Genomic DNA, 17,859 nt, shown 5'->3' with positions numbered 1-17,859 from the left:
TCAACCTAATACATAATGACTTCGAAGTCATTAATTATTTCAGGCCAGTATTAACAATTTTTTAAACAAAGAGGCGTAAGTCATGAGTTTTAATAGCGAAAAAGCCGTTGTCAGATCCTATCAAGCCGCTTTTGACAAAGGTGAGGCAAGTGATGTTAAAGGCGTAGTGAAATCGTATGTTGATGAAAATGCAAAGATTTATGCCTGCTATCCGTTTGATAAATGTTCGACTCCAGCAGAATTAGTGAAAGAGTTGTGGGAGCCGTTAAAACAGAGTTTTACGCGTATGAAGCGCCGTGAGGACGTATTCATGGCGGGAGATAACAGCGCCGGCGAAGGCAAGTGGGTTATGTCGATGGGTCACTTTGCTGGACTGTTCGACAAGCCATTTCTTGGCATTAGAAGTACGGGCAAACTGGCTTTTTTACGGTATGCCGAGTTTTTTGAAGTACGTGAAGATAAGATAGTTAGCCACGCTATTTTCTTCGACTTAATTGCACTAATGCAGCAAGTTGGGCTTAATCCTTTGCCCGTAGAAACAGGCCATACGTTTGTTTATCCAGGGCCATGTGATCACAACGGTTTACTGTTTGAAGAGCAAGATCCTCAGGAGTCTAAAAAGACCATTGAGCTGGTTGAGGACATGGTAAAAGACCTAGATTCTTTAAATAAATCGGGTAACGACAACTGTCCTCCAGAGCTTCTCGCCAAATGCTGGAGTGAAGATATGGTGTGGTATGGCCCAGCGGGAATAGGGGCTACATTTACTATCGAGCGTTACCAGCAGCAACATCAATTTCCTTTTCGTAAGGGACTGAAAGATAAAGTTTTTAATGGTCATGTGGCGCGCTTTAGTGAAGGCAATTTTGCCTGTTTCTTTGGCTGGCCGAACCTATCGAATACGGCTGGTGGCGGCTTGTTCGGCATGCCGGCGTCGGGTATTCGTGCCGACATGCGAGTGGTTGATGTGTACTATCGCAAAGGGGATAAATTACTGGAAAACTGGGTGTTGATGGATGTGCCTTATTGGTTAAAACAGCAAGGGTTAGATATCTTATCGCGCACTGCCACCTACAGTTAATCGAACAATACCAAAGGCTTTATACCTGAAATTGGTGTACTGACTGACGTCATTTTCCCTCGAAGCTACCTAGCAAAACGTCCGTTTTTGCTAGGTGGGCTTTCTGATAACCCAAGCTATCTCAAATGCACTTTCTTACCTTTTTTCACTAATGCTTAACTCATGCATCAGCATTCGGTTTCTATCCATCCGAGTGCCATTTTTCTATGCAGATCCTACCAGTCATTTTTGACTTGAAGTCTATATTTATACTTCGAAATCTTATTTTAACTGTCATTGTTAAAGCTCTTTGTTTATAAATAAATCCTTTTATTACAATATATTATTTGTTCTTAATGTATTTAAACAAAAAATTAAAATTCATGAATTAACAATCTTTGAACATTTTTATTGACTTCGAAGTAAATTGAGTTGTATGTTTGTTTAGACCAAGAATTAAACAACCTAGTATGATGTTGTCACAGGCAGGGTCATCAAAGGCTTGATAAACGCAGGGCACTAACAGGTTACTGCAGATAAGGTTTTATTAATCCGGGAACTATCACGATGAAGCAAGACCAACGAAAGTACCATACAACATACCTCTCCCGCGCTATTCAAAGTGCACTTCTAATCAGCGTTAGTTTTTGCGCTAGCGCCCAACAAGAAACCCCTGACAGCGAAGCTAAAGCAGCGGGTGTTGAACGTATTGAAGTAACAGCAAACCGACAATCTCAAGATTTGCAGGAAGTATCGTCTTCTGTAAGCGCGTTAGGTGCAGATGATATTTTGCGTAACGGCATTGAAAATATTAGCGGTCTTGAAAACGTTGTTCCCGGATTAAGAATAGGCAGCTCGGGTGGTGAAGTTCGTCCCGCTATGCGTGGTGCTCGTACCAACGAAGTCGGCGTGGCCGGTACAGGTATTGCTGAACAAGTTGTTGGTATTTTCCAGGATGGTATTTATGTGCCAACGACCACCGGTGGCTTAGGGGCTTACGTTGATATTGAGCGCATTGAAGTACTGCGCGGGCCGCAGGGAACATTGTATGGAAGAAATACATTTGCAGGTAGTATCAACGTTATTTCAAAGCAGCCTGAACTTGGCTATACCAGTGGTTCTGTGAAACTTACTCATGGTAGCTATGACCGTTCGGCCTATGAAGCTATTCTAAACCTGCCGCTTAGTGATAAGGCCGCTACGCGCTTTGTCATGAGTCACGACCGTCATGACGGCATGATCGAAAACCATTTCTTGCCGGGCTCGTCAGACGATTTACGCGAGAAAAACCAATTCTACTTACGTAACACGACTAAATACGAATTCTCAGACGATGTTACTGCATTGCTTCGCCTTGATTACAGTAAGAAAGACGCAAACTCAGAAGCGATTTGGGGTTACCAACAAATTGCGGGTTATCAAATTTCTGAAACTTCACCGGGGTCGGGCGTTTACAACCCTATTGCTACGGTAACACCTGGCCACATTTATCAGCCAGCTGATGCAGAGCGAGATGATGAAGGCCCTTACGATGTATACAGAAATGCGGTGTCTTTTGATAACCAAGAAGCGTGGTCGGCAACCTTGACACTCGACTGGGCGATGGACTGGGCAAACGCAAAGTGGACCACTAACTACTCTGAACTGTCAGGCGAGCAATTCTACGATAACGACTACAGCGATGGTGGCTTAGACTTTGTTGGTGGCTTTGGACGTCAGGACGATCAAAAAGCGTTTTCTACCGAACTACAGTTGTCGTCTGTTGAAAGCGATAGCCCGTTTTCTTGGATAGCAGGCGTTTATTTGTTCTCGCAAGAAGCGGATTGGGAATGGCTGTGGCGTGAGGATACAACCGGTAACGGTGAGCCAGATTCTATTACGGTTCCTTCGTGGGGAAATCCAAATCACGACCCGCATGAAGTCGACTCTGTAGCCGTATTTGGGCAAGCTCGTTATCAACTTAACGACAGCAACCGCTTGTTGGTTGGCCTTCGCTACAACAAAGACGAAAAGACATTTACAGGCGATTCAATTCCCGATTGGGACGACTCAGCGGTATTGTGGAAGTTAGCTTATGAGCTAGATGTTGCAAAAGACATGATGGTCTATGCCAGTGCAGCAACAGGTTATCGTACTGGTGGTGCTAACGACGCGAGGGTGGTAGCGCGTGGCGCCGATCCGCTATACGACAATGAAGAAGTTATTTCTTACGAAATTGGCCTGAAGAGCTTTTTATTCGATAACACCGTTCGGTTTAATGTTTCTGCTTTTGCAAACCAATACGACGACGTGAAAGCGCAGTTGTTTGCAGTTTCGTGTAACGACACAACAACTGACTTAACCGTGGCACAGTGCGTTTCTACTGGCGTTAGTACAACCTTTGAATACTATGAAAACGGTGGTCAGGTTGACACCTACGGGTTAGAAGCTGATTTGGAATGGCGCCCACTAAGCGAGTTAACGTTAAATGCAACTTTGGCGCTTCTTAACGCCGAGTTCGCTGACGACTTTGCTGTAGGTAATTCTCAACTTCAGCCGCTACTTGGGTTAGGCAATGTTGATGGCCGTCAGGATATAAACGATCCAAATAGCCAGTTTAGCTTTGCGGGTTACTCTCCAGCTATGTCGCCTGATTATACGCTGGGCCTAAGCGCAAGGTATGAGTACTCATTGCCAAATGGCGGTTACTTAACGCCTTATCTTCATGTGAACTTTGTTGACGATCACTACGCGTTTGATATCAATATTCCTGAAACAAAAGTAGATGCTCACGCCATGGTAACGGCTCGCATTTCTTGGGAAGTAAATGAAAATTTAAACGTCGATTTCTTTGCAAATAACCTGACGGATGAAGAAGTGCTTACTCGTGCAGTGGTTCAGTCTCAAGTGCTTAATGGGCTGCCTATCAACTCCATTCAGGCAAACTGGAATAACCCGCGTACATATGGCGTAAGCTTACAGTACAAGTTCGACTAACACGTGTAGCGCAGTGCGCTATTTTAAACGCTGAACAAACTGGGCAATCACTAGGGTGATGAGCCCAGTTTTGGTTCTTAGCGCTAAATCTCTACTTTACGCTCTGTTTCAAAACCCTAATTACGCATTCTTTAAACAGAGCTTTTAATATGCAGTACTCAACACTTTTTTGGGAGATATGAGATGAAAGGTTCACGTCCAGAACAAGGCATTCTTACAAAAGACAACGACTTGTCAAAAACGCAGGAAACCATTGATACCATAGACGCTATGGTCGATGGATTAAATGATCATGATATCGACAATATGGGCCGTTTCTTCAGCGAGAACTTTCGCTGGATGGGCAATGCAGGTTGCGGTTTCAAACAAGGGTTAAAAGAGTTTCAAGACAACTGGCAGCGACCGTTTCAGGCTGCGTTTTCTGATAAAGTTTGTATAGATGAAGCTCGCGTCACACAAGGTGAGTGGTGCGCTGCGTTTGGTCGCCAAGAAGCGGTTCACACTGGAACCTTTATGGGAATAGAGCCTACCGGTAAAAGAGTTGAAATTCGCTATATGGATTTTTGGAAAGTGGTAGACGGTAAAATTGTAGATAACTGGGTTAACGTTGACTTCCCCTACATTATGCAGCAGCTAGGTGTAGATCCGTTCAACGGGCACGGGTGGGAAAACCGTGACTCAGGGAAAATGCCAGTGCAAAACGGCGAATAGAAAATGTATAACAAACAAGCCGGAACATCGAAGCCACCGGCTTGTTTGATTTTATTACTAGAACTGGTACTTAACGCTTACCGTATAGTTAGTTGGTGAGCCTGGCATAGTCCAAAGCTGATGGTATGAGTTCTCAAAGTAATCTCTGTCGAACAGATTATTCACGTCAAATCTCATAGAAAGTGCATCGCTGATATTCACTGACCCTGCTAAGTTCACAAGGGTATAAGACGGCAAAATGAATGTTGGATCGGTGGTTTGTCCTAAGCGATCGCCAACGTAACGCATGGTCACACCAAAGAACGCTTCTTTTTCAAATACGCTGGTGAAATGGTTAAGCGAGATATACCCCGAATGCTTGGCGATATTGATTAATCGCGACCCTTTAGGTATAGGCACGCCCCAATCCAAGTTATTGACTTCGTTAGCGGTTTTAGCATCTATGTATGCGTATGCCATATCAAGGCGAATGTCTGAAGTAAGGTCAGTCGTTAACTGAAATTCAACCCCTTGGCTTTCAACTTCTCCAAGCGTGGCAGAAAAGCCAGTGTTCGGTTCTGCGGTTAGCATGTTGGTTTTTTCAGCATCAAAAATAGCGATGCTACCTGAAAACATATCAGCAATGTTTTCCCATTTAGCACCTACCTCAAAAGAAGTGGTTTCTTCAGGGTCAAACGCGTTGCGGTCAGAGTCAAGTCCGGGGTTGGGTCTGAAACCTTCTGCATAACTAGTGTAAAGGCTTACAGAATCATTGATTTCATACACGAAACCAAAGCGTGGCGTCACTTCCGTTTGGTCTTGTTCTTGCCCTTCATTGCTTAACTTATTAAGAATGTCTTGCTCGAATTTGTCCACGCGAAAGCCAACTAAAAGCTTGGTTGCTTCGCTAAGTTCTATAACATCTTGTGCGTAGAAACCTAACCCTTTTTGCTTTTCAGCCGTGAGTGTAGTAGGCGTAACGTCAGGTCTGAAAATAGTGTAGTCTGGATTTTCAGGGTCGATGCTATAAGTGGTATCACCCGCACCCCACGCAGTGCGCCAACGACGATAGTCTGTATCGATGTGGTAGTTGTAATAGTCCAAACCAAACAAGACGTTATTTACGAAGCCTGCCACATCTACCACGCCACTTAATTCAAAGCGTAGTGATAAGTCTTGCGCTTGATAGTCACGGGTTCTGCGTTGCCTTGAAAGTATAGATGGGTCGGTATACAAAAGCTGACGGCCTTCTGACAGTTCAGTATCTGATGACTGCCCTTCAAAAGAAGAGTCTCTGTAGGCGAAGCCACTGAGTAAATGCCAGTTGTGATTCAACTCGTGATTTAACACTAGCTGATGTCCGAAGGCTTTAACTTCATGGGCTCCGTCTCTAACATCACCATAAAAGTCTTCGGCATCTACGGCGTCAAAGTCGTTATTTAATATGAACACACCGCGATCAAGCGGCTTTTCCTGATCCAATATTTCCATCTGGTAGCTTAAGCTGGTGTGATCAGAAATGTTCCAAATGAATGAAGGGTTAAGGTTCAAATTCTTGAAAAACACGTTATCGCGATAAGTATCAGAGTCTTCGTATGAACCGTTAACGCGATACGCCATGTCTGAATTAATGCCGTTCGTGTAATCGAACTCTACTTGTTTTTTATCAAAATTACCTAGGGTACCCTGGATGTAGCCTTGCTCTTCGAACTGAGGTTTTTTGGTAATAACGTTAATGGTACCGCCAGGTTCACCTTGACCATATAAGGCTGAACCCGGCCCCTTCATTACTTCTATGGTTTGAACGTTAACCGTGCTTCTATTACCGCTATAGCCACGCACGTTGAAGCCGTTTATTAAATAACCCGATGGGTTATTTTCATCGCCAGAAAAACCTCGGATCGCAAAGCTATCGAACATGCCGCCAGAGTTGTTTTGTCTAACAATGGTGGGCGCAAAATCTAGCGCATCGATGAAGCGCGTGATCCCTTCATTCGCTAAGGTATCAGCAGTAATTCGGTCGATTGCTTGTGGGGTGTCGATTAGCGGTACATTACCACGGTATGGCTGAAAGTGTCTTTTTACCTCAATGTGTTCAAGTTCATCATGTGCACCTTGAAGGGAGCTTTCATCACTTTGCGCAGCGGCGCTTACTGATAATGCAACTAAAGAAAATATAAACGGTGTTTTAAGGTCAAGCATAAGCAAGGTATTACGTGTCTTTGGCAGGTTTTGTAGAGGTCGCGAATGTTATGTTATCTCGTTTCTTTTCTCAATGGTGTTGATGGATGTAGAGGTGAAATTGATGATTATTTAGGACTAATTGCATACAGGGAGCTTCTTTTGAAAAGTAAAAACGCGCAAAGCGTTGTTACAAAGTGAACATACTGGTCCAAACTCAACTGTCTGGCGTTTTCCTCTGCCTACCAATGCTATACACTTCGCGTTTTTGTTACGCCTTATTGCTGGCTACCCGTAAATTTGAACTAGGACACTAAATGCGTCATACAACACTCTCTTTGCTCTTCTGTACTGTACCTTTTGCGGCGATGGCCGCTGAAAGTGTTGATACTTCAAGCGCTAACGCTGGCGTGAATAGCAACGAAAAAGGCGTAGAAAAAATTACGATTGAAGGGGCGGCGACGGCGAACAACGAGCCGGTAGGGACGTTTAATTCACCTATATCTAACTTAGAGTACGATCCGCGAGTCGATTTGCAATCAAGGAACATGGCAGAAGCGCAGGCTGACGTGACTATTCGCGGCGGTATATTCGAAAATACGGGTTTTCGCATAGGAAGCGCAACGCTTATTGACCCGCAAACGGGGCACTATTTCGCTGAAATTCCCATTGCGCCAGAAATGCTGACGAAACCGAGTATTTTCACGGGGGTCGATAACGCGCTTTACGGCGTAAATAGCTCTGTAGGTACCGTGTCTTACGGCTGGCGTCCCATCCAAACAGCAGGCAGTGTGTCAGTGGGAGTAGGTAATAACAACTTCAATTTGCAGCGTGTACACGGTGCAGTAAAGCACGCGCTTAGTGATTTACCCGGTTGGTCTGTCGGGGTTGAAGGGGAGTATTCTCGCTCTGAAAGTGATGGCACTATTGCCAATGGCGATCATGACTTCGAACGCGCGTCTGGACGTATTCAGCTGGCAAGTAAAGACTCACAAACCGACGTGTTTTATGGCTTTCAGCAAAAGTTTTTTGGCTGGCCTAACTTGTACACGCCTTTTAATGTAAACGAGACAGAAGACATTCAAACCCGTTTGGTCATGCTAAATCACAAACAGCGCTACGGCGAAGAGAGCATGAAAAATACCTTTGAAGTTTCTGCTTACTACAGAGAGAATGACGACCATTACGTATTCTCACGTGAAAATCCTGAAGCGTTTCAGGCGTTTCATGAAACCCAAGTGAAGTCATTGGCGTTTTCCGGTACTCATAATGTTTCGCAAGAATTTGGTATCAACTACGCAGCACAGCTTACTGCAGACGACATCACATCAACCACGCTAGAGAACAATTTCACCTCTCGCGACTACTACAAAATAAGCGTAGTGCCCGAGTATCGAACTCAGTTGAACAGCAATGAATCGCTTACCGTTCGTTTAGGTGGGGCGTTTGACGATACAAATCGCGACGACGATCGATTGACTTTTGTGGGCGATATTAGTTGGCTTACCCAAGCAGGGAGCAATGCTTCGCGTACACTCTATCTTTCGTATGCAGAGGCGACGCAGGTGGCTGGCTACACTGCTGTAGGCGGCAGCACCACAAGCGGTCTGTTTAGAAGTAACAACCAGTTACAGCGAGAAGTCAGTAAAAACTTAGAGTTTGGGGCGTCATTTGATAAAACGTCTTTCAAAGTTGATACCGCCGTATTTTATCGCTGGGATAACGAGCTGACAGATTGGACGTATAGCTTCGATGCTACTTCAGCTCGCAGTGCAAACCCGGTTGATATCGAAACCTTAGGTGTTGAGGTGATTGCTATTAAACGCTTTGAGAGCGCAGATGTGGTGGCCAGCTACACCTATTTAGATAAGTCTGAAGACTATCGAATTGATGAGGTAGACGCGAGCTTTTACGCGCTTAACTATCCGCCGCATCGCGCCACCCTTGGGTTGGTGTGGTTTGCAACCGATACGGTTGAAGTGCGCATTGACAACGAGTGGCGGAAACAAGAAACCAATGCGCTTAGAAACGGCGGTGACTCTGCGTTTTTCTCACATGTCACTTTCACATATTCACCGGCTCAGATTGAAGGGTTAAGTCTGGTATTGGCAGTCGATAACTTGTGGGATGAGCGCTTTGAAGAAATTCCTGGTACGCCGGGTCGAGGCGACCAATATTCTGCAACTGTAACCTACTTTTGGTAAGGACGGCGCAATGACCGTTAATTCTCCTCATACCTTGGACGATTTTGCTGGACGATGGACGCTCTCGCGCAAAATCATCCAGCGAAACGGCGACGTATTTACCTTTTCTGGCGAGGCTGAATTTAGCTGGCTTGAAGGCAAAAGCTACGTAGGTGAAAGCTATGTAGATAACGGCCACATCGGCAAAGACGACATAGTCAAAAAACACAAAGGCAAAAAACACAAAGACAACGTTGGCGCAAAAAAAGAAATGTGCAGCTTAGCGTATAACGAAAAAGGTGAGGTAACGGCGCCTAACGGCAGCGTTATGCCAGCAGAGCGTCGGTATATTTGGCAGCAACTTCAAACCGGTTTGCTTGAAGTGTTGTTCGACGATGAACGTCATTTTCATACATTTAGTGCGAGCAACCCGAACGCCGAACACTTATGCGGCGATGACAATTATGTAGTGCGCTATGACTTTACAAAGTGGCCTGTGTGGCGCTCAACATGGCAGGTCAAAGGCCCGCGCAAAGACTACACTATGGTAAGTGAGTATAGCCCTGCGTAGAATCGGCTTTGTTTAGGCTTAGATCTGCTTCTGTTTTTTGGTGTATTGATGAGACATCCAAAGCGCAATAGCAATGATGGCTCCGCCAAAAAACAGACGAGTAAAATCTGTGTCTTTTTGCCAAAGCAGTAAATTAACAACCAGCCCTGCCGGAATCAGCGCGTTGTTCATTATGGCTAACGTACCACCAGAGACTTTTAGCGCGCCTTGATTCCAAAAGTAATACCCAAGCCCTGATGCCACAATACCCAACCACAGTAGCACTCCCCATTGCTCGGTATTTTGCGGTAGTTGGCTTGTGTTTCCGAATAGGAAAAATGCGGGCAAGGCTACAACTAACGCGCCTAAATAAAACCACGCGAATACGTTGTGATAGGGTACTTGAGCTGTAAAAGTCGAGGTCAGCTTTTTATAACCCACTTGTCCTAGTGCAAAGGAAAGATTCGCACCCTGAACAATGGCAAAACCAAACCAGTAGTTATCAGTCACGCCATCAAAGCGAATTATGGCTGCCCCTGCGGTAGCGACAAGTGCACATAACAAGTAAAACGGAGTAAATCGCTTAAAGAGGGCGTCATTTAAAATGGCGACATAAAGCGGCGTAAAAATGGTGAAAAGTAGTACCTCAGGCACGGTTAAATACAAAAACGCGTGGTAAAAGAAAATGTACATTAACCCCAGCTGCACCGCTCCTAAACTCGCCAGAACTGCCTTTTGTTTAGGGTTTAATAATGCCGGCTTAAGAAAGGGGAGGAAAACAAGTGTGGCGAGCACAATGCGTGTCAAAACAGCAAAATAACTGTCTACTGAGCCAGCCAAAAACTCGCCTATGAGCGAAAAGGAAAATGCCCACAGGACAGTAACTGCTATTAAATAAAACACACGCTATGCTTCTTTGTAAGTTCAACCGCGGCGTAAAATAGGCTATCGCCGCTCGTATATCAATAGTTAGCTTACCCTCTATCAAAACTCGCTTCAGAAGTTTGTGTAACAGCGGAAGTTTCGCAATCGTTTGGAATAGTGCAGGCGCGACTTTCTGGCGAAAGGGAATGACCTATTAATACAGGGTACAGCCAAGCGCCAAAGCATGCTCCACATATAGGCGCTACAATAGGCACAATAAAGTAGGGGATGTCTTTCGCCCCATCAAGCGCATACTCCCATCCTGCAATATAGGAAAATAGCTTTGGACCAAAATCGCGAGCAGGGTTCATAGCAAAACCGGTCAACGGCCCTAAAGAAGAGCCAATGACAGCAATGACAATACCAATTAGTAGCGGATTCATGGCTCCACGAGATGCGCCGTTATTTTCATCGCCCAGTGCCAGGATTGCGAACATCAATACTGCAGTGATAACGAACTCAACGCCAAAGGCCTCCCAGAATGAAAGGGCTTCGTGAGGAAAAGTAGAGAAAATGCTGGCTGTTGCTAAAGCCTCTACACTATTGCGTGAAAGGTTTTGAGTGAGTTCATAGTCTATGAAAAGTTGGTGATACAACCCGTAGATAAGTGCGGCAGCAGCGAATGCTCCCAGAAACTGAGAAAGAATGAAGGGAGCTACTTTGTGTTTTTCAAAACCATGAAAAAGCGCAAGCGCAATGGTTACTGCAGGATTGATATGTGCACCTGAAACCCCAGCAGTACAATAAATGGCAACAGCTACGCCAAACCCCCAGACAATACTTATTTCCCATTGACCGAAAGAAGCACCGGTTAATACCAATGCTGCGACTGCACCAACACCAAAGAAAATAAGAATTGCAGTGCCTATGAATTCAGCAATACACTGGCGGAAAAGCGTTGGTTCCTTGAGAGGTAACATAATTCATCCTTTAAATCTTTTACCAGTACAACACGTTGTGCAGAAAAAGAAACGACAGAGTTATGTTAGGGAAAAATGAAGGCAGAAACCGTTTTGTTTTGCGCAATATTGTATTCACTGTTCATTTAACTAACAGGCCGTTTAGTTCTTATTCTGACGCAGCTACCCATGTACATTTAATTGGGGGCATCATAAAACGAACATAAACGAACTACAAATGAGCAAAAACGAATATTCGTCGTTGTTGGTTTCCTATAGCGCTCCTGCTTGAAGGCAGTGAACACTGTAAAGCTTAATTTAGTGGAATACAGAAAGCTCTGTACTGGGAATATTATTTTTGGTGTCGCTATCAGATTTCAACTCTCCAGCTTCCTCAACCAGTGCCGTCATGGCGTCAATAATATCGAGAAAGTTTGATAACTGCTCTGGCGTTAGGCCATTAGATAAGTTTTCTATTTTATTAATAAGCTGTTTAGTTGGTAGGCGCATAGTGTCAAAATCTCGTTGTTTTATAGCGTGAAAAACCTAATTTCATAACATAAGGTCATGGTTCTTAGTAAGACCTTCAAAAAACTTGCCAACATTTTTCTGACGACGCTAGCTGATGTTATTCGTAACAACACAGGTATTGGAAATGAAATACCAGACAATGTGTTTTACGTAAGTGACTCGACTAACTAGCTACAAATTGCATACCGCTACACCATTTGTGTGCCGGTCTTCTTACTACTATTTTTTTGTGGTAAGGGAAGCCGCTTTACTAAGAGTAGAAGAAAGCGCTTTTTTCTTTCTATCTCTTTTTTATTCCACTCTCTTTTTTATTTCACTATACCGTGTTGCCAATCCAACGTGATGCTGTTCTTTTCTCGCAAAACATCGAAAATTTTTTAACGTCCTATCGGTCTGTTTTTAATGCAAAAAATACGTTAAACCCAATGCTTTAGCAGAGTGTTTCTAACGAATTTCTACATTTCTTCTTGCAAAACGTTTCTAAATAAATAAGATCAAACGCAAATCATTATCATTTGCGTTAAAAGAAAAATAAATGAAACGAGTTCACTTTTTACCTTCACTTTTGGTAGCCGCTAGCTTTCCGTTGGCTTTTTCAGTTTTAGCAGAAGGTGATCTTGAACGCGTTGTTGTTACAGGCACTAGAACACCAAAGTTATTGGCATCCTCACCTGTAAAAGTTGACGTGGTAGATAAAGAGGACATTGCTCGATTAAGTAAAGGCACACTACGCCAAGTGCTTGAAGTGATGCCCGGTGTTGTGGTTAGACGCAGTCAAAAAGACGGGTACAACGTTCAGCTAAATGGCTTCAATGGTGACCATGTGCTGGTGTTAATCAACGGCCAACCTATTATTTCACCTACAGGTTCTTCGGTCGACCTTGACCAAATTAGCGTTGCTAATATTAAGCAAATTGAAATTGTACGAGGCGCCGCTTCTGTGCTTTACGGCAGCTCTGCTATGGGCGGCGTTATCAATATCATTACCGAAAAGGTAGAAGGCTCGCAGTTTTCAGCAGACTACGAGGCATCTTATTTTACCAATGATGCAATTGACGGTGATGAATTCGGGCATACGTCTAGGGTCACTGCAGCGAAAGCAGTAAGTAATTGGCAGCTTGGCATAACGGCCCAAAATATTACTAACCCCGGTTTTGATTACGACAATGAAACCACGTCACAAGATGGTGGCGCGGTAGACAAATCCTTTGTCCAAATGTCTTTATCGACGTTGATTAATAACATTAGCGTGCAATACAAAGGGCAATGGCTGGACGAGCAAAAAAACAAACCTCAGTCATCAATACCGGGTCAAGCCACCATTATTAGTTATCTTTCAAACGTTACCCAGTGGCAGCACGATGTTCGCGTTGAACAGCAGTACGATTGGCATATCAACACACGCTATCTTTCACATAATGAAGAAAGCGGGAACAGCAATGGGTTACGTCAAACCGACATTCAGCTTGCGGAATTAGAAGCGCAAAAGATCTACTCCACCAAAGATATTGAGTGGGTAGGCGGCCTTGTTTTACATGGCGACACGCTGGACCAGCAAAACCTCAGCACGGGCACGGTTGAAGTTGACGATGTAAGTAGAGAAAGTGCCGAGCTTTATTTACAAGGAAACTGGCAGAAAAACGACACCCAGCTTTTAGCTGGCGCAAGAATACAAAACGATTCTGATTTTGGTTGGCATACTGCATTTAAAGCAAGTGCAAGCCAGTCATTTAGTGCTGGCAGCACTTCATGGCAACTTCGCGCAGGGGCTGGCAGTAGTTATCGCGTGCCTAACCTCAAGGAACGCTATTACATCTTCGACCATAGTAACTTAGGTTATATGGTTCTTGGCAACGACGCACTTACCCCTGAAACAGCGCTGAATGCCAACTTAGGCGCTAACCTTCGAGTAGAACCGACCCAAAGTGACTGGTTATATCACCTTGATATTAACCTTCATTACACTAAAGCTGATGACTTCATCAACACAGCGGTAGATGTGGACGCATCGCAAGAGGCAGGTTTAGATATTTCAGTTTATCAAAACCTCGATGAAGCTACCCTTTACGGTGCAGATTTAAGCGCCAGCGCGCAGAATGATAATTGGCAGTGGCAACTGAATTACAGTTATTTAATTGCTGAAGATGGCAGCTCACAGCGCTTGCCTGAACGCCCTACTCATTTAGTTAAAGCATCCGTTACCTATCAGTTTAGCCAAACCGACACCAGCCTACAGCTTTACGGAGTGCATGAGGGGAATGTGTCGCCTTCCAGCGGCTATATAACAATTGCCAAAGACAGCTTTACCACGCTAAACGCCGTCGTGCAGCAACAGTTCACGCCTAAGTGGCAAGCGCGCCTTGGACTTGAAAACCTCACTGATGAACATCGTTCATCCGACGCTCTTGTGGCGGGCGCTTTTGATGCAAGGCCCATTGCTGCTAGGCGATTGTATCTGGGTGTGAGTTACCAGTATTGAAATAACTATAAAACCTAAGCACCGACACAGAAAACAGCGTTTGAGATCAAAACAAAAAATACCTAACGGCAGATCCCAAACCAACAACTAAAAACCGCTGGTTAATTCGGCGAATTTTAAAAAGGAAAACACATGAACAAAACTTATTTAGCGTTACTGCTTGCCATGACATTCGGACTAACTGCTTGTGGCAGCTCAAGTAGCGATGACACCTCAGTCGAAACGCCTGATGAAGTGACCGATGGTAGCGGAGATTCAGATGCCGGAAGCAGTGACGGCGAAAACGAAGAGGGAACCATTTACGGGCCTTTTAGTACAGGGTCTACATCCGAGCCTGTTGCCGTGTACTTTGACTTAGATACACAAACGCAACTTACGCTTACTGAAGAAGAAGCCGCAACGGATACCACGTGGGATATCGGCTTTAAGCGTACCAATGTGTTTTTGAATACAAACCAGGAAACCGCTGTTAGCCTTTATTTTACCGGAAATAATAGCGACTTTTACGATGATACGGGCGTACCAGTGCCTGACTTGTTCCTAAATGCCAGTGCTGACAGCGAACTAGACGACTACTTAGCTGTTACTCAAAGTGATATACCAGAAGCTGAAGCGTTCAGTACAGATACAGAAACCCAAGTGATCGGCGATACCTTTTACAACTACGACTTCACCACTCACGTAGTAACGCCAAATGAAGAAACCTATTACATCGTGTCCTCTGACAGTAACTACACAAAATTTCACGTTACCGATATTGTTACTGAAGGGCGAGGTATCGGTGAAATAACCCTTGGCGTTATGCATCAAAGCGTTCTTGACGGGCAAACCACCTTTGCTGAAGAAGTTGCACTGACTGTTGATGCGGTGGGTTGTAGCGACGCCGTTTACGTTGACTTCGATATGCAGCAAGTAGTTACACAAGCAGACGGTTGGGACTTATCAATTCCATGTGCGGACGGAGCGGGGGAATTTACCCTTTCTATTGCTGATGATGCGACCGTACTTCGCACCGACGCTGAAACTTACGATGGCGTGGATACCGAAGCGGCACAGTTTTATGGCTTCAGTGAAGAGACCGTTAGCGAGTACGCGATGAGTGCGAACAATTGGTATTTCTACGACAGCACCAGCCACTTACTCTACTCACAGTTTGGGGTTTATTTAATTCAGGCAGGCGATACGACTTACAAGCTTCAAATTACTAGCTACTACGATGAAGAGGGAACATCAGGTGCGTATAGTTTCCGCGCCGACCCGGTAAGTGGAGAGTAAATGATGTTGCAAAAGGCTCATTCACTTTTATCTATTGCCGTAAAAGCGTTGTGTACTGCGATGGTAGGGTGGAGTTTGTTTGCAGTAGGGGCGTTTAGCGCCCCTTTAGATGAAACGCAAACTGCATCTCCTAGAATAGTTACCGCTGGCGGCAGTATCACCGAAATTGTTTTCGCGTTAGGACGAGGCGATTGGGTAATTGCAACTGACAGTACCAGTATGTACCCAAAAGAAGCCGCAAGCTTAACTAAGCTTGGGTACTTTCGTCAGCTTAGCACCGAGGGGGTATTGGCCCAACAGCCCACAATGCTGCTAGGAGCAGAGGCGACAGGCCCAAGTGTTGCGCTTGAACAAATAGCCCATGCTGGCGTAGAGGTTACTACCTTCAACGTAGACAAAAACTTAAGTGGTCTAAAGCGCCTAGTACTGGATATTGGCGAAAAACTATCGGCAAGTGATAACGCCGTTACCCTTGTTCACGATATTGAAAAGAAGGTTGATCAACAAAAAGCGCGGTACGCAGATAAAACCTTAGCGTTCAATACGCCAATTAAAGCGCTTTTTGTGGTGGCGAATAATGACAGAGGAATAACAGTTGCGGGTAAAAATACCGTGCCCCAAGCGCTATTCGATACGCTGGGTATCGTTAATATAGGTTCAGCAGTGGAAGGCTACAAAGTGATGAGTGCCGAGTCTGTGCTGATGCAAAACCCTGATATTGTGATTGCCGCTGGTCACATGCTACGTGGGAAAAGCGCGAAGGACGCACTTTGTACGCACCATGCGTTGGCAGCCACCTTTGCTGGTATTCATTGCCTAGTTGAAGCCATGGATAGCAGCATAAGTTTGGGTCTTTCTCCGCGCTTTGATGTGGCGCTTCAGCGTGTTGCAGAGCACGCAGGAAAGGCCATTGAAATTAAACAAACGCAAAATGCTGCTAACAGTAGAACGAGTCAATAATGCAGTTATCTTCCGCAGCTAAGCATAGTAATAACCTAGGCGATAACTCAAGTGATTACCCTAGCGATTATTCAAGTGATTACCGACTGACGCCTGAAGTCCTTCAGCTAATTAATGCCCGCGCGCAGCGAAAACGTATAGGCATGGGAATACTGGTTGTATTGCTGTTGATCTGTGCTTATATAGGGTTAACCCGCGGCAGTTTACCCATTGATATTGAACAGCAACTTAAATACTTCATTAGCGGCGGAAATACTGCGGCAAATAGCACCCATTGGTATGTGTTGTCTGAAATAAGGCTGCCGAGGGTGATCATGACAATGCTGATTGGCGCGCTTCTAGCCGTATCTGGCTGTGCAATGCAGGGGCTAGTGCGCAATCCGCTTGCCGACCCTGGTTTAATTGGTATTGCAGGTGGCGCAGCCGCAGCCGCAGCTCTTAGTATGACCATAGTACCTCCGCTCATCCCTGCGCTTGAGTCTATATGGGTAGCCATGTGGGCCTTTGGTGGTGCACTACTTTCTGTATGGACAGTGCTTCGGTTTTCAAATGGACCGCAAGGCGTTTCAGTAGCCGCGCTTATTTTGGCTGGGGTTGCCATTAACGCCTTAACCGGAACCGTAATAGGGGCTATTAGTTATGTAGCAAGCGATGATGCACTTCGCCAAATAAGCTACTGGACCATGGGGAGTTTAGCCGGAGCAAGCTGGACGCTTTGTGGTCTTATAGCGCTAGCTGGGCTTATTGCTTTTACGGGACTTATGAAGTCACGCAATGCGCTTAATTTACTCGCGCTTGGTGAAAAAGAAGCGGCTTATATGGGGCTTAATGTTACCCGATATAAACACGGGGTTTTATGGCTGGTGGCGTTCTCTGTGGCGCTAGCGACGGCGCTGTGCGGCATTATCGGCTTTGTAGGCTTAGTGGTGCCTCATATTTGCAGGGCCATATTTGGTGTAAACCACCAAGTGCTAATACCTGCCAGTGCGCTAACAGGGGCGCTGTTGTTAATCGTTGCCGATACGCTTGCGCGAACGCTATTTGTGCCTATGGAAATACCTATTGGTATTGTTACATCAGCAGTAGGGGCGCCATTTTTCCTTTACTTACTGTGGCAGCAACGCCGTATATTTAGTGGTGGGATGTAGCTA

General features: G+C 45.0%; 13 protein-coding genes. 9 read left to right on the top strand and 4 right to left on the bottom strand.

Translation table 11 applies throughout. The features are described 5' to 3' along the window. Positions 1-82 precede the first annotated feature (82 nt). From PCAR9_RS16045 to PCAR9_RS16035, 3 genes are all read left to right on the top strand, one after another. Positions 83-1,081 carry an ester cyclase gene (locus PCAR9_RS16045; protein ID WP_179984479.1) on the top strand — a complete coding sequence of 333 codons (999 nt, stop codon included), beginning with the start codon at positions 83-85 and terminating at the stop codon, positions 1,079-1,081. 546 nt (positions 1,082-1,627) lie between these two features. Then, the gene (locus tag PCAR9_RS16040) at positions 1,628-4,036 is read left to right on the top strand and encodes a TonB-dependent receptor (RefSeq protein WP_014950639.1); all 2,409 of its coding nucleotides are present in this window, start codon (positions 1,628-1,630) and stop codon (positions 4,034-4,036) included. A 183-nt stretch (positions 4,037-4,219) separates the two neighbouring features. Further along, complete coding sequence (locus PCAR9_RS16035) at positions 4,220-4,747, top strand: ester cyclase (RefSeq protein WP_014980218.1); 528 nt, start codon at positions 4,220-4,222, stop codon at positions 4,745-4,747. Positions 4,748-4,804: 57 nt separating this feature from the next. On the opposite strand, the gene PCAR9_RS16030 is transcribed toward PCAR9_RS16035, so the two are convergent. Continuing rightward, positions 4,805-6,928 (bottom strand): TonB-dependent siderophore receptor, encoded by a 2,124-nt coding sequence (locus PCAR9_RS16030; protein WP_179984478.1) that lies wholly within the window; start codon positions 6,926-6,928, stop codon positions 4,805-4,807. A 296-nt stretch (positions 6,929-7,224) separates the two neighbouring features. On the opposite strand from PCAR9_RS16030, the gene PCAR9_RS16025 reads away from it, so the two are divergent. Continuing rightward, the gene (locus tag PCAR9_RS16025; protein WP_179984477.1) at positions 7,225-9,111 is read left to right on the top strand and encodes a TonB-dependent receptor domain-containing protein; all 1,887 of its coding nucleotides are present in this window, start codon (positions 7,225-7,227) and stop codon (positions 9,109-9,111) included. Positions 9,112-9,121: 10 nt separating this feature from the next. Continuing rightward, positions 9,122-9,661, top strand: coding sequence for a DUF6314 family protein (locus PCAR9_RS20125; RefSeq protein WP_232091233.1), 540 nt, complete (start codon positions 9,122-9,124; stop codon positions 9,659-9,661). 18 nt (positions 9,662-9,679) lie between these two features. On the opposite strand, the gene PCAR9_RS16015 is transcribed toward PCAR9_RS20125, so the two are convergent. The 3 genes from PCAR9_RS16015 to PCAR9_RS16005 form a co-directional block, all read right to left on the bottom strand. Beyond that, on the bottom strand, positions 9,680-10,543 hold the full coding sequence (locus PCAR9_RS16015) for a DMT family transporter (RefSeq protein ID WP_179984476.1): 864 nt from the start codon (positions 10,541-10,543) through the stop codon (positions 9,680-9,682). 71 nt (positions 10,544-10,614) lie between these two features. Then, complete coding sequence (locus PCAR9_RS16010) at positions 10,615-11,484, bottom strand: MIP/aquaporin family protein (RefSeq protein ID WP_179984475.1); 870 nt, start codon at positions 11,482-11,484, stop codon at positions 10,615-10,617. A gap of 297 nt (positions 11,485-11,781) precedes the next feature. Beyond that, positions 11,782-11,973, bottom strand: coding sequence for a hypothetical protein (locus tag PCAR9_RS16005; RefSeq protein WP_179984474.1), 192 nt, complete (start codon positions 11,971-11,973; stop codon positions 11,782-11,784). Positions 11,974-12,529: 556 nt separating this feature from the next. Here PCAR9_RS16005 and PCAR9_RS16000 point away from each other — a divergent pair. From PCAR9_RS16000 to PCAR9_RS15985, 4 genes are all read left to right on the top strand, one after another. Next, entirely contained in the window at positions 12,530-14,473 is a 1,944-nt protein-coding gene (locus tag PCAR9_RS16000; RefSeq protein ID WP_179984473.1) for a TonB-dependent receptor plug domain-containing protein, read from the top strand. A 132-nt stretch (positions 14,474-14,605) separates the two neighbouring features. Next, positions 14,606-15,748, top strand: coding sequence for an HmuY family protein (locus tag PCAR9_RS15995; protein WP_179984472.1), 1,143 nt, complete (start codon positions 14,606-14,608; stop codon positions 15,746-15,748). Then, positions 15,749-16,708, top strand: a complete 960-nt coding sequence (locus PCAR9_RS15990) for a heme/hemin ABC transporter substrate-binding protein (RefSeq protein ID WP_232091232.1) — start codon at positions 15,749-15,751, stop codon at positions 16,706-16,708. Beyond that, a complete protein-coding gene (locus PCAR9_RS15985; protein WP_179984471.1) occupies positions 16,708-17,856 on the top strand; it encodes a FecCD family ABC transporter permease in 1,149 nt (382 codons plus the stop codon). Before PCAR9_RS15990 ends, PCAR9_RS15985 begins: the two co-directional genes overlap by 1 nt. Positions 17,857-17,859 lie beyond the last annotated feature (3 nt).

It is taken from the genome of Alteromonas macleodii, assembly GCF_903772925.1.
In the GTDB taxonomy this organism is placed as follows: Bacteria; Pseudomonadota; Gammaproteobacteria; order Enterobacterales; family Alteromonadaceae; genus Alteromonas; species Alteromonas macleodii_A.
This window is presented reverse-complemented; position numbering and strand designations above follow the sequence as displayed.